Origin of the sequence: Thalassospira sp. NFXS8 (assembly GCF_040148805.1) — a bacterium.
Lineage (GTDB): Bacteria > Pseudomonadota > Alphaproteobacteria > Rhodospirillales > Thalassospiraceae > Thalassospira.
The window spans coordinates 165,876-178,908 of the sequence record NZ_JAGEMF010000002.1 but is presented as its reverse complement, the minus strand read 5'-3'; the positions used below and the strand labels follow the sequence as shown (position 1 = coordinate 178,908).

The window sequence follows — 13,033 nt, the reverse complement described above, 5'->3', positions numbered from 1 at the left end:
TTACGGCTCCGGGATCAGGCTTTTTTCGCGGCTTGCTGTTCCGCCCAAAGCTGTTTGAATGTTTTACCCTGCGGGGCTGGCAAATCGCGAATATCGGTCCAGCCACGCGCCAGCGGCAATTTGTGAATGGCCCGCTTGCGTCCGCCCATTGATTTTAGAACTTTGGCGGCAAAACCGGTGGCAAGCTGATACAATTTTGGTCGGCTGGCCATCCAGGCCCAAGCCTGAATGCCGAACCGCATTGATTGCGGACCCAGATGTTTCTCAAATTCGCGTTCGCGCCAATGGCGCATCATTTTCGGCAAAGGAATGCGCATCGGGCACACTTCTTCGCATTTGCCACAAAAAGTCGATGCATTGGGCAAATGCCCGGCTTCGTCCACACCGATAAGGGACGGTGTTAGAACCGACCCCATCGGCCCCGGATAAACCCAGCCATAGGCATGGCCGCCCACCGCCCCGTAAACCGGACAATGGTTCATACAGGCGGCACAGCGAATACAACGCAACATTTCCTGAAATTCGGTACCCAGCATGTTGGACCGGCCATTATCAAGCAAAATCACATGATATTCTTCGGGCCCGTCAAGGTCCTCGCTCCGGCGCGGACCCGTTGAAAATGTCGTATAAGACGACATTTCCTGCCCGGTGGCCGAGCGGGCAAGAACCCGCAAAATCGTCGAAGCATCTTCAAGGGTTGGCACCACCTTTTCCAGGCTGGCAATCGCGATATGCACCTTGGACAGCGTCTGGGTTAAATCGCCATTGCCTTCATTGGTGACAATCACCGACGTCCCGGTTTCCGCGATCAAAAAATTGGCGCCGGTAATGCCAATATCGGCAGCAAAAAAATGCTCGCGCATCACTTCACGGGCTTCATCAAGCAAATCGCGCGGTTCATCAAGTGGTCGGTTAATATCGCGCCCTTTATGGGTCTGGCGAAAGCTCTCGGCGACCTGTTCTTTATGAACATGAATGGCCGGGGCAATAATATGGCTTGGTGGTTCGTTGCGCAGCTGAATGATATATTCGCCAAGATCGGTTTCAACGACCTTCAAATCCTGCTTTTCCAAAAAGGCATTCAGGCCGATTTCCTCGGAAATCATCGACTTGCCTTTAAGGACAGATTTGGCTTCTTTATCCTGGCAAATTTTCAAAACCGTTTGCCGGGCTTCCTCGGCATCGGCACACCAGTGTACATGGCCGCCATTGGCAATCACATTGGCTTCAAACGCCGTTAAATAATGGTCCAGATTGGCCAGGGTGTGGTTTTTAATATCGCGCGCGGCATCACGCAGTTGCTCAAATTCCGGCAATTGGGCAATGGCAGCGGTGCGTTTATCCTTGAACCCGGTTTTCAAACGGCCAAGGGCACGCTGCAAACTGGCATCATTTAAAGCATTATGGGCGTTTTGTTTGAAATTGGGCGATGTCGAATGTTCCATGACTTAGCCCTTTTCCGATCCGGCAATGCCAGGGGCTGCCATTGTCATATCCGCCAAAACCTCGGCCACATGGCGAACTTCAATGTCCGAACCTTCACGGCGCAGCTTGCCTGCCATATTCATCAAACAGCCCATATCCCCGGCCAGCAGCATGTCGGCGCCACTGTTTTTAATATCGGTGGTTTTATCGCCCACCATTTTCCCGGAAATTTCAGGATATTTGACGCAAAAAGTGCCACCAAAACCACAACAGGTTTCAGATTCCTGCAATTCGTTAATAGAAAGGCCCTTTACAGAGCGCAGCAATTTGCGCGGCTGTTCCTTAACCTTTAATTCGCGCAAGCCCGAACAACTGTCGTGATAAGTGATGCTGCCATCAAAAGCAGCGGCAACACCATCAAGTTTCATAACATCTGTTAAAAACGATACCAGTTCCCAGGTTTTTGCCGCCAAAGCCTTGACCGGTTCTGCCAGTTCCGGATCATTGGCAAACAATTCGGGAAAATGCTTGATCATCATACCAGCGCACGAACCGCTAGGGGCGACCACATAATCATGATCGGCAAACATCGCGATCAGGGGCTTTGCCACCTTGCGCGCCGATGCCAAATCGCCTGCATTAAAGGCAGGCTGACCACAACAAACCTGTTCCATCGGCACATCAACAACACAACCGGCTTCTTCAAGCAGCTTAACCGCCGAAAAACCGACCGTTGGGCGAAACATATCAACCAGACAGGTCACAAACAGACCAACCCGGGGCTTGGACGTGGACGACGGCGCGAAAGACATCCTGGTTCCCTCTCTGATAGGCACATTGGCAAACATGATTTGCGGGATCTGTTTGCTCTATTGCCAAAAACATCTAACTGGTATTACCAATTTTAAAAACCATGGTCCAGCACTTGATGAGCAACACCATGACCATTTACTGGTACCAACCAAAAATGCACACAGCCCTGGCGGTAGGCCAAACCGTTAAAGCTCTCATTTTTTCAAAATAGGATTAAATAAAAATTCTTATTTAAAATATAAAGCTATTCGACATCAATACAGCCAACATTACGGTTGGCGGGGTCCTGAATGGCCTGAATAAAATCACTTTCAGGATTGGCGTTCAGGTCAAAACCCATACGCATTCTTAAAAAACGCCCACTACGATAAAATTCATCGAGGCTATTTTGCAATTTATCGACATCTGTTTGCGGGCTATCCTTGCTTAACGCAAAATACAAATAACAAACGCGGTAACTGGCTAGGCGGCCGACATTTTGTACGGCTGCGTTTTCGGCATCACTCTTTAAAAAACCAAGCGGTGAAGCCCCCATCGCCAGCACATCTACCCGGTCTGCCAACAGCATCGCCAACAACTGATCATCGCGTTGAACGGCAACAATATCTTTTACGCCACGCAATTTCAGATAATTTTCCCGGGCCGATCCCATCGCCACACCAATACGGGCTGACTTGAAAATATCCCCTGGTTGACGGTGTGCCCAACCAGCATTTTTCAACCCGTATAAATTCCATACCGTCCGGCTCACCGGGCCAACCCATTTCAAATCATCTTCACGATCTGTGGTACGGGTTGTTGGATAAATAACATGGCGCGGTCCATAAATCGTTTCCTGATAGGCACGCTTCCATGGCTGTTGAACCTGTTCGATAAAAGGCAAACCCGCATTTTTGAAAACGGATCGTGCCAGTTCGTCAAAAAACAACTGTTCAGGGCGTCCTTCATCAGCATTGTTCGGGTAACTTTGATGCAGAACATACGGGATCGTATTTGAAACTGACGGTGCTTCTGCCAATGCCGTTCCGATAAAACCACACAACATCAGAACCACTATAAAACCAGCCCGTCCAGCCAGACAAAAAAGCTGACCCTTTTTTTGCCCCATCATCCCCACCCCGAATAATGTCTGCTATTTCAACCAGACCGCATCTTTAATTTTTTCGCTGATATATGCCTGATGTGCCGAGATTTCCTCGGGCTTGGCTGCATGTGGACGCGGAGCCCGAAACGGCTTGGCCGATGTACCAGCCCGCATCCCTTCGTCATTGTTCGCCTGTCCCTGCCCATTAGGATCAAGAATTAACCCGTGTTGGCGCCCGCCCAGTAATTCCAGATACACCAGTGCCAGCAAATCGGAGTCAAGCAAGGCACCGTGCAAGGTACGATTGGAATTATCAATTTTAAACCGGCGGCACAGTGCATCCAGACTAACCGGGGACCCCGGAAATTTCTTGCGCGCCATTTGCACGGTATCAATCGCGCGGTCATTGGCGATCAGCGGCTTGTTCAGCCAGCCCAGTTCCGCATTCAAAAACTTCATATCGAAAGCGGCATTATGAATAACCAGCTTTGAATCATCGCCGATAAATTCAATAAAATCATCAACCACTTCGGCAAAAACCGGCTGCTTTGCCAAAAATTCATCACCCAATCCATGCACGTCAAAGGCTTCCTTGGGCATGCTGCGCTGCGGATTGATATATTGGTGATACTGTTTGCCAGTCGGCATATGATTGATCAGTTCGATACACCCGATTTCAACCAGCCGATGGTCTGAATAAGGGTCAAGGCCGGTGGTTTCCGTATCGAGAACAATTTCACGCATGTCAGGTCCGTTTATTCCGGTTGTTCAAGTACCCGATAATGGACTGAATGGATCGAAATGTCACCGCACGACCCAACCCGGTAGGAATAATAAAATCCGCCCGGCGACGTTTTTCATAATCAGGCACCTGTTTTTGTAAAATTCCGGTGAATTTCTGTTCGTTCATACCCTCCCGACGCAACACACGCTGGCGTTGAATAAACGCCGGCGCCGATACGACCGCCACATGGTCACAGTTTTTGTCACCACCGGTTTCAAATAATAACGGAACATCCAGCACAACCAGCGCATATCCCACCCGCCGACAATTGCGAATAAAGGCATCGCGTTTGGCACGAATTAACGGGTGCAAAATTCCTTCAAGCCGGGTTAATGCATCGGCATTGCCAAAAACATGTCCCCCCAAAAGATGCCGGTTAATTTTACCCCCCACAATCACATCAGGAAATAAACTGGCGATCTCGTCAAATGCTGCGCCACCTGGCATTGTTAAATTATGGGCATTGGCATCGGCGTCATAAACCGGCACCCCAAGATAGCGAAACATGCCCGCTGCCGTCGATTTTCCCATACCGATTGATCCGGTCAGGCCAAGAATAACCATTTTGGAAATATCCTTTGTTCTTAAACCGGCGAAAGAACGAATTCGCGCAATTCTGGCGTCACAACAGGATCAATGCCAAACCATTTATGAAATCCCGGCCGCGCCTGATGCAATAACATGCCCAGGCCATCCACCACTCTGTTGCCACGGGCCTCGGCCTGTAACAGAAGGTCCGTTTTCAATGGCGCATAAACGATATCGGTCACCACAGCATTTTGTCCCAAACCATCCAGGTCAATGTTCAATGCCGGTTGCCCGACCATGCCCAAACTGGTGGTGTTTACCAGCAAGGCAGCATCACAAAGGGTTTCCTTGCCAATTGGCCAATCCACCACAGTGACACGATCATCACCAATTTCACGGGCCAAATCATGGGCACGGCTGGCAGTTCGATTAGCCAGGCGAATTTGCGGGCAATTTTCATCCAATAACGACACAATAATTGCCCGCGATGCGCCCCCTGCACCCAATACAACCGCCGGGCCGGATGAAAAATCGATATCAGGCACATGCTGACGCAAATTTTCGATAAACCCGAAACCATCGGTATTATCGCCGTGAATTTTACCGTCGGCTAAAAATGTAACAGTATTTACCGCGCCAATGCGTTTCGCCCGATCGGTTAATTCATCACAAACGGCAAAAACAGCCTGCTTATGGGGAATGGTTACATTAACCCCGGCAAACCCCAAATCCCGCAGGGATTTAACCGATACCGCAAAATTTTCCGGGGCAACAGGCAATGGCATATATGTGCCATCAATACCGTATTGTGCCAGCCAATAGCCCTGTAACCGCGGCGATTTTGAATGGGAAACAGGCCATCCCATAACACCGGCCAGCCGGGATGTACCAGTTAATGTCTGTATAGATACCGGGTTATTCATTTATCGTTTTCCGCTTCTTTGGGCAAATTCGGGTTGTCAGGATCAAAAGGATCAAATCTATGCTTTTAAAATTCCATGATCGCGTAAAAACCCGATCAGAGGCAAAAGCGGCATCCCCAGAACGGTAAAATAATCGCCCCTTATCTCGGTAAATAACTGTGCGCCCAAACCTTCAAGTTGATAGCCGCCAACACATTGAAAAATGTCTTCACCAGCAGCATCAAGATACCATTCCAGCCATTCATCACTGAAATTGCGCATGGTTAAATGGGCGGTATCAATTTTGCCCCAAATCCGCGAACCTTCCTTATAAACCACAGCCGCTGACACCAGTTGATGGCGCTTGTTACGCAGGGCTCGCAATTGTGCTCTTGTCTGATCACGATCGGTTGGTTTGTCAAACCACACCCCGTTGCATTCCAGCATTTGATCAGCAGCAATCACAATTGCGTCGGGTCGCTGGCGGTACATCCGCAAGGCTTTCATTTCTGCCAGGGTTTCGGCGGCTTCCATCGCCGATGCGCCTTCGGCTTTCATCGCCTGCTTATAACCATCTTCGTCAATCATCGACGCAACGGCTTCACAATCTACCCCGGCATTTTGCAACATTTGCTGCCGGGCCTTGCTGCTTGATGCCAAAACAAGACGGTTCATTCATTTTCCTCCCGGCGGTCGTTTAATGTCGCCATAATCATTGCTGCTGTTTCTTCAATGGATCGGCGGGTTACATTGATAATCTTCCAGCTGCGTTCGGTAAAATAACGCCGTGCCTGAAAAACTTCGGCACGAACAGCAACCGGATCAACATAATCACCGCCCTCGCCCCGTTCGATTTGGCGTAAACGGTTTTTACGAATGGAAACCAGTTGATCCACATCCTTGATCAGGCCGATAACCAGCGGGTTTTTCAACTGGTCAAGCTCTGGTGGTAACGGACAACCCGGCACAAACGGAATATTTGCCGTTTTGATCCCGCGATTGGCCAAATAAACCGATGTTGGTGTTTTTGATGTACGTGATACGCCAACAATCACCACATCAGCTTCTTCCAGGTCCCAGGTGGCCTGCCCGTCATCATGGCTCAGAGCATAATCAATCGCTTCAATGCGATTAAAATAATCCTCGTCCATTTTATGAAGGGCACCAATGCGCCCACGTGATTGCTGACCCAAATATCCAGCCATCATGGTGATGGTTGTATCAAGAACATGACTATGAGGTACCTGCATTCGACGGCAGCCTTCCTCCAGCTTGCGGCGAATTTCACTGTTAAAAACTGTATAAAGAACAATCCCGGGATGACGTTCAATATCGGCAAGAACCCGGGCAAGTTGGGCATCGGTTCTGATCAGGGGCCAAACATGTTCATGGGCCTGAACATCGGGAAATTGCGCTACACAGGCACGGGCGACCCCGTCCACGGTTTCACCTGTTGAGTCAGAAACAAGGTGCAGATGAAAAATGCTGGTTTGGTCGCTCATATCTGCTCCATCGCGAATGCCTGTTTTTTACGCACTAAAAAATCGCTTTTTCCAGAATCGGAGTCGGGCCTGTGGATAAATGTGCATAACGGGTGCGACTCCGGCAAAATTCATCAGACGAATTTTATCCTCAACCCTTTACAATTTTCCTCAAACCAGTTGTCCCGCTATGGATAACCGGAAAATTTTTTACCTGATAGCAGGGATAACGGGCACAAAACCAGTTTAATCCCCACTATCCCCATTATTCAAAATTGTCTTTTCCCAAGGTAGAGCCTGAGAGTCGTTCGGAGTCGTCCCCAGTTTTCCCCAAGATTGATTGCGACGGATCAATTTATCCGAGTCGCAATGTGGATAAGATGTGAACCAAATTTAATCCCGGTTATCCACAGGCATCCACTAACAAACAACATCCTTTTTTATTTAAAGTGGTTTTGTTAGAGAGACGGTGGAAAAAACGCATGGATAGGCCACGACCCATTTCGGGCATCGTGGACCGGGGATCGAAAAACAGGAACTGGACAGACATATGCCTAACCAAAAAAAACTGTTTCTGCGTGCGTTAGCCGGCGAAACACTGCCAACGCCACCTATCTGGCTTATGCGTCAGGCAGGACGTTATTTACCCGAATATCGCGCTACCCGCAGCGAAGCAGGCTCGTTCCTCGATCTATGCTATAACCCCGATCTGGCCTGCGAGGTTACATTACAACCTTTGCGCCGATATGACTTTGATGCTGCCATTCTGTTTTCCGACATTTTGGTCATCCCACAGGCGCTAGGTCAGCATTTGGCCTTCAAGCAGGGGGAAGGCCCCCAATTGGACCCTATTCGTGACCAGGCAGGCCTTATACGCCTGAATATCGATGGTATTCACGATGTGCTGGGTCCCATTTACGAAACAGTTGCCAAATTATCTTCTGCCATTCCCGATCATACCACACTTATCGGCTTTGCCGGTGCCCCCTGGACTGTTGCGACCTATATGGTTGAAGGTAAAGGCAGCAAGGATTTTGCCAATATTCGCCGGTTTGCCTATGGCGACCCTGACGGTTTTTCAAAACTGATCGACATTCTGGTCGAAGCAACCACCCAGTATCTGTTAGCTCAGATCAAGGCGGGGGCTGAAACCATCCAGCTATTTGAAACCTGGGGCGGAGTGTTATCAGAAAACGGCTTTCATCGCTGGGTGATCGAACCAACTTGTAAAATCGTGCAAAGCATCAAGGCTGAATATCCGGATATGCCGATCATTGGCTTTCCAAGGGGAGCCGGTTTGCATTTACTGGATTTCAAAAACCTGACTGGTGTTGATGCGGTTGGCCTTGATAGTGGCGTTCCCCTTAAATGGGTGGCAGAAAACCTGCAAAAACTGGGTCCGGTTCAGGGTAACCTTGACCCGATGTATCTGATTACCGGGGGCGATGAAATGCTGGCCGAAACCCGCCGTATTTTAACAACCCTGGGCAAGGGTCCGTTCATTTTTAATCTTGGTCACGGCATTACCCCGGAAACATCGCCGGAAAATGTTGGAAAGCTGGTGGATTTCATCCGCAAGGGCGCATGATTTCTTTAATCAATGAAATCCATTGAAAAAATCAATTCGTAATCAAAGCAGACTTGATTGCTTTTAGGAATTGTACCCGTCATCCTTCGTGCCGGATGACGGGAGGGATTTTATAAATTAAGGATTTACACCTGTTTTCCGGTTTTCTGGAACGCCAGAAGGATTTTTCGATGCCTGATCATGCTCAAAAAAAACGCGCCATCATTCTGTTTAATCTGGGTGGTCCCGACAGCCCCGAAGCTGTAAAGCCGTTTTTGTTCAATCTGTTCAATGACCCGGCAATTATCAGCTTGCCTAATCCGTTTCGTTATTTGCTGGCAAAATTGATTTCATCGCGCAGGGCCCCGGTTGCCCAGGAAATTTATGCGCATCTGGGCGGGAAATCTCCTTTGCTGGAACTTACACAGGACCAGGCCAATGCATTGCAAACCAGTTTGAATGACAGTGATAACGGTTTTGAAAACCGTTGTTTTATTGCCATGCGATATTGGAAACCATTTGCCAGTGAGACTGTAAAACAGGTGAAAGACTGGGGCGCAGACGAAATGATTTTGCTGCCGCTCTATCCGCAGTTTTCTACTACCACCAGCGGATCATCTGTAAAGGACTGGAAAGAAGCCTGTAAAACGGCAGGCCTTGCCATTCCAATGAGAACAGCCTGTTGTTACCCAACCAATTCGGGTTTTGTTAATGCAACAGCCGATATGGTCAAGGAAGGGTACGAACGCGCACGGGATCAGAACAAAGGTGTGCCACGTTTGTTATTTTCGGCGCATGGTGTGCCCAAAGCCGTTATTACAAGGCGCAACGATCCTTATCAGTCGCAAATTGAAAAATCGGCACAGGCCGTGGTTGATAAAATGGCTATTCCCGATCTGGACTGGCTGGTGTGTTATCAAAGCCGGGTGGGGCCAATGGAATGGATTGGTCCTTCGACCGAAGATGAAATTAAACGCGCTGGCAAGGACGGTGTGCCATTGGTGATTGTTCCAATCGCTTTTGTGACCGAACATTCCGAAACTTTGGTCGAACTTGATATTGAATATCGCGAAATTGCCGATCATTTGAAAATTCCGGTCTATGAACGGGTAAGAACCGTATGTTCGCATTCAAAATTTATTGCCGGTCTCGTAAACGTGATCGATGAAACGCAAATGGCTCTCGACCAGAACGGTATTGATAATGATAGTGCTCAAACCCGTGGTTGGTGGTGCCCTGATGATCATGTTTGTGCAACTGCACAACAGCCAGGGGCACATCGCTAGTCCGTTTGAATTTTAAGAATCATAACCGAGAGATCGATGGATTTATTTAGCATTATCAAATCATTACACGTCATCAGCGTTATTGCCTGGATGGCGGGAATGCTATATTTGCCCCGGCTTTATGTTTATCATTGCGACGTAACCCCTGGTTCCGAGGCAGATGAAAAGTTCAAAATCATGGAACGGCGTTTGCTTCGCGCCATTATGAACCCGGCGATGATCGCGACCTGGATTTTTGGGGGCTATCTGATTAGCGCAACCGGTGCCATGACCGAAGGCTGGTTTCACGTGAAACTTCTTTGCGTGGTCCTGATGACGATTGTGCATATGGTTTTGTCGAAATATCGCCGTGTTTTTGCTGCTGGTGCCAATACCAAATCCCCAAAATTCTATCGTATTTTAAACGAAGTTCCGACGATTCTGATGATTGTAATTGTGTTTATGGTTATCGGAAAACCTTTCTGATTTTGAAAAAATCGACAAATACGATTTTTCGGCAAGGATCAAACATAAAAAACCCCGCTAGTCTTTAGCGGGGTTTTTGCGCATTAGATTATTCATCTATGCTTAAATTCCGATAATCCTGATTAATCAGGCATTGCCAGCCGGGGTGCTTTCAGCAGCCTGGGCATATTTTTTACGGAACAGGTCGGCAAAATCGATCGGATGCATCATCAGCGGCGGGAAACCACCATCTGCGGTCAGATCAGCAACAATTTTGCGGGCATATGGGAACAGAAGACGCGGCACTTCGATCAACAATACCGGCAGGCGATGTTCATCAGGAACATTCAGGGTAACAACCGCACCATATTGCAAATCGATCACAAAGGCTGTTTTGTCAGCAATTTCAGCTTTGACATCAATTTTCAAAACAACTTCATGCAAACGCTGGTCTTCGGTTGTCCGGGCCTGAACATCAACATCAATGTTGATCTTGGGCTGCTGTTGCAGGGCAACGCTTTCCGGTGCGTTCGGATTTTCAAACGACAAATCCTTGGTATACTGGGCATGAATGGTGATCGGATTGCCAGCTTGCTGTTGTGCTGCGTCCGTGCCTTCTGCACCGGTGGTATTTTCAGCCATTAAAAGATAACTCCCTAATATCTTGGAATTTGGTCAGGAAAAAACCGTTCAACCCTGACGAAACCAGTTGCCGACGGCCGGTTTATTTCCGACGGGGCACACTGTAATTTTGGCTGAAGGCGGCTTTTTTCTAACACCGTGAGGTTCGGTTCCCGGGTTTTGACAACACGAAAATAACGCCTGATGGCCTAGCATGTCTGGAACAGGTGGGCAAGATCAAGGCAGGCTGTTATGTGGTTTTTAGCAGCACGGGGACATATCCCCTGGCCGGGCCGGGGCAAAGGTTAAGGCAAATTTTTTGACAGGCTGGATTTTAGGGGTTTGACAGAAAAAAGCCGGGCAAAGTGCACCCGGCTTTTGAATTTTTCATGATCAAACGACGTTAAAATATGCCTGTCAGACGACAATGGCAGCTTCTTTAGCCGCGTGGTGGCAAATTCTGTTTTGTATAGGTGTCGTCCTTGTCATCAGGATCATTGGCTGATGTGTCTTTTTGTTGATCAAGGTTTTCGTAATCGCCATCAATAACAGGGCCGCCGCCAGGGCCACGTTGCCGGTGCGATCCGCCGGCACTGTTGGTACCGGCTCCGCCAAACGGGTCGTTCTGACGATAAGCCCGGCCACTTGACCCGGCACCAAAAGACATGCGCATTTTTCCCGATTTCATCATTTTCAGGATCAATCCGGCGCCAATTACCCGGCGTAGCGGTGGGATGAGTAATAAAAAGCCCATCGTGTCGGTGACAAAACCGGGTGTTAGCAGCAAAATGCCTGCAATCAAAATGCAGACCCCGTCAAACAGCGGGCCGAGGGGCATTTCGCCCTGGTCAAGTTCCTGCTGTGCTTTGGCCAGGGTTTGTAACCCCTGGACCCGCATTAACGATGTGCCCAGAATGGCGGTTAACACGACAATTGCAATGGTCGGCCACAAACCGATCAGTTCGCCCGCCTGAATAAAAACGGCGATTTCGACGATCGGCATTACGACAAAAATGCCAAAAAGAATAAAGCCCATAATTGCTCCGTCTGGCGCTGGCTATTTGTAAATAAACAGAACTCACCAAAAGGCGAAATTCTGCATTAAATGATAACAGATGATAAATCCACGCTGGTGCGATACCGACATAACTGGACGAAAATGCGGCAGCGTGCCAGCCACGCTATGTCGTTTTAGCATGTTTGAAGCTGTTCTGGTGAAGTTGATCACATTTTTCCAAGTTCGATAGTTGCCCTTGCATTCAGATAAGGTCATACCATTTCACGAACACAGGCTGTATGATGGCGGTTGCCGTCCGTCGACACCCCAAAAGCAAGAGTTCGGAATTGCAATATTTTGATATTATTCTTTTTGCGCTGATCGCCATCTTTCTGATTTTGCGCCTGCGTAGTGTGCTGGGCCGTAAAACCGGCAATGAAAAACAGGGACCGACCGATGTTTTCGGGCGGCGTACCCACGAAGATGCCGCTGGACAAAACCAGAAAGACGGCAATGCTCCGTCGGGTGAAGACAATGTGTATCGTTTACCTGATACCAGCCGAAATTCCGAAACGGAAAATCAGGTATCCAACCCTGCCCTCACCCAGATCCAGCTTGCCGACAGGTCTTTTACCCAGCAGGATTTCCTGAATGGGGCGCGCATGGCGTTTGAAATGATTGTCGAAAGTTTTGCCAAGGGCGACAAGGAGACGTTGAAATCATTGTTGTCGCCGGAAGTTTATAAAAACTTCGCTACAGCAATTGATGATCGTGCCTCCAGTGACGAACATGAAGAAACAACCCTGGTTGGAATTAAGTCCGCCGTTATCCACGATGCCAATGTGGAAGGCCGCACAGCTTATATCACTATTAAATTTGTATCCGAGGAAGTGTCGATTGTTCGGAACAAGGCAGGTGATGTGATTTCAGGTGATCCAAATAACGTGATCGAAGCCGAAGATTTGTGGACATTTGCCCGCAATATGGAAAGTTCCGATCCAAACTGGCAGCTTGTTGCGACCGAAACCCCCGATGATGAAAACTGATATCGGTTTTCCGGGGTTTTAATGATGCAAAGGCGGTTTCCCGAAAGGCGAAGCC

The 13,033-nt window shown here is 48.7% G+C and carries 14 protein-coding genes; 4 read left to right on the top strand and 10 right to left on the bottom strand.

The features are described 5' to 3' along the window. Positions 1–14: 14 nt before the first annotated feature. The 8 genes from J4E05_RS10155 to J4E05_RS10120 all read right to left on the bottom strand — a co-directional run bounded on the left by J4E05_RS10155 (position 15) and on the right by J4E05_RS10120 (position 7,038). On the bottom strand, positions 15–1,445 hold the full coding sequence (locus J4E05_RS10155) for a LutB/LldF family L-lactate oxidation iron-sulfur protein (protein ID WP_349595053.1): 1,431 nt from the start codon (positions 1,443–1,445) through the stop codon (positions 15–17). 3 nt (positions 1,446–1,448) lie between these two features. Then, positions 1,449–2,237, bottom strand: a complete 789-nt coding sequence (locus J4E05_RS10150) for a (Fe-S)-binding protein (protein ID WP_085587325.1) — start codon at positions 2,235–2,237, stop codon at positions 1,449–1,451. A 245-nt stretch (positions 2,238–2,482) separates the two neighbouring features. After that, positions 2,483–3,349, bottom strand: coding sequence for a substrate-binding periplasmic protein (locus tag J4E05_RS10145; RefSeq protein WP_349595051.1), 867 nt, complete (start codon positions 3,347–3,349; stop codon positions 2,483–2,485). Positions 3,350–3,370: 21 nt separating this feature from the next. Further along, positions 3,371–4,066, bottom strand: a complete 696-nt coding sequence (gene dnaQ, locus J4E05_RS10140) for a DNA polymerase III subunit epsilon (protein WP_349595048.1) — start codon at positions 4,064–4,066, stop codon at positions 3,371–3,373. Position 4,067: 1 nt separating this feature from the next. After that, a complete protein-coding gene (gene coaE, locus J4E05_RS10135; protein ID WP_349595046.1) occupies positions 4,068–4,670 on the bottom strand; it encodes a dephospho-CoA kinase in 603 nt (200 codons plus the stop codon). Between the two features lie 20 nt (positions 4,671–4,690). Then, the gene (locus tag J4E05_RS10130; RefSeq protein ID WP_349595043.1) at positions 4,691–5,557 is read right to left on the bottom strand and encodes a shikimate dehydrogenase; all 867 of its coding nucleotides are present in this window, start codon (positions 5,555–5,557) and stop codon (positions 4,691–4,693) included. Positions 5,558–5,614: 57 nt separating this feature from the next. Further along, positions 5,615–6,211: a Maf family protein gene (locus tag J4E05_RS10125; RefSeq protein WP_349595041.1), complete on the bottom strand. Its 597-nt coding sequence runs from the start codon at positions 6,209–6,211 to the stop codon at positions 5,615–5,617. After that, complete coding sequence (locus tag J4E05_RS10120; protein WP_085587331.1) at positions 6,208–7,038, bottom strand: pyruvate, water dikinase regulatory protein; 831 nt, start codon at positions 7,036–7,038, stop codon at positions 6,208–6,210. Before J4E05_RS10120 ends, J4E05_RS10125 begins: the two co-directional genes overlap by 4 nt. Positions 7,039–7,567: 529 nt before the next feature. Between J4E05_RS10120 and hemE the strand changes: the two genes are divergently transcribed. The 3 genes from hemE to hemJ all read left to right on the top strand — a co-directional run bounded on the left by hemE (position 7,568) and on the right by hemJ (position 10,335). Beyond that, a complete protein-coding gene (gene hemE, locus J4E05_RS10115; protein ID WP_349595038.1) occupies positions 7,568–8,605 on the top strand; it encodes a uroporphyrinogen decarboxylase in 1,038 nt (345 codons plus the stop codon). 170 nt (positions 8,606–8,775) lie between these two features. Continuing rightward, on the top strand, positions 8,776–9,870 hold the full coding sequence (gene hemH, locus J4E05_RS10110; RefSeq protein ID WP_349595035.1) for a ferrochelatase: 1,095 nt from the start codon (positions 8,776–8,778) through the stop codon (positions 9,868–9,870). A 36-nt stretch (positions 9,871–9,906) separates the two neighbouring features. Then, positions 9,907–10,335 carry a protoporphyrinogen oxidase HemJ gene (gene hemJ / locus J4E05_RS10105; RefSeq protein WP_085587337.1) on the top strand — a complete coding sequence of 143 codons (429 nt, stop codon included), beginning with the start codon at positions 9,907–9,909 and terminating at the stop codon, positions 10,333–10,335. Positions 10,336–10,461: 126 nt separating this feature from the next. Here the strand turns inward: hemJ and secB are convergent, their stop codons facing one another. Both secB and J4E05_RS10095 read right to left on the bottom strand, forming a co-directional pair. Further along, positions 10,462–10,956 carry a protein-export chaperone SecB gene (gene secB, locus J4E05_RS10100; RefSeq protein WP_085587339.1) on the bottom strand — a complete coding sequence of 165 codons (495 nt, stop codon included), beginning with the start codon at positions 10,954–10,956 and terminating at the stop codon, positions 10,462–10,464. Between the two features lie 418 nt (positions 10,957–11,374). After that, positions 11,375–11,971: an FxsA family protein gene (locus J4E05_RS10095; protein ID WP_349595032.1), complete on the bottom strand. Its 597-nt coding sequence runs from the start codon at positions 11,969–11,971 to the stop codon at positions 11,375–11,377. A gap of 308 nt (positions 11,972–12,279) precedes the next feature. Here J4E05_RS10095 and J4E05_RS10090 point away from each other — a divergent pair, with 308 nt between their 5' ends. Beyond that, positions 12,280–12,978 carry a Tim44/TimA family putative adaptor protein gene (locus J4E05_RS10090; protein ID WP_139835443.1) on the top strand — a complete coding sequence of 233 codons (699 nt, stop codon included), beginning with the start codon at positions 12,280–12,282 and terminating at the stop codon, positions 12,976–12,978. Positions 12,979–13,033 lie beyond the last annotated feature (55 nt).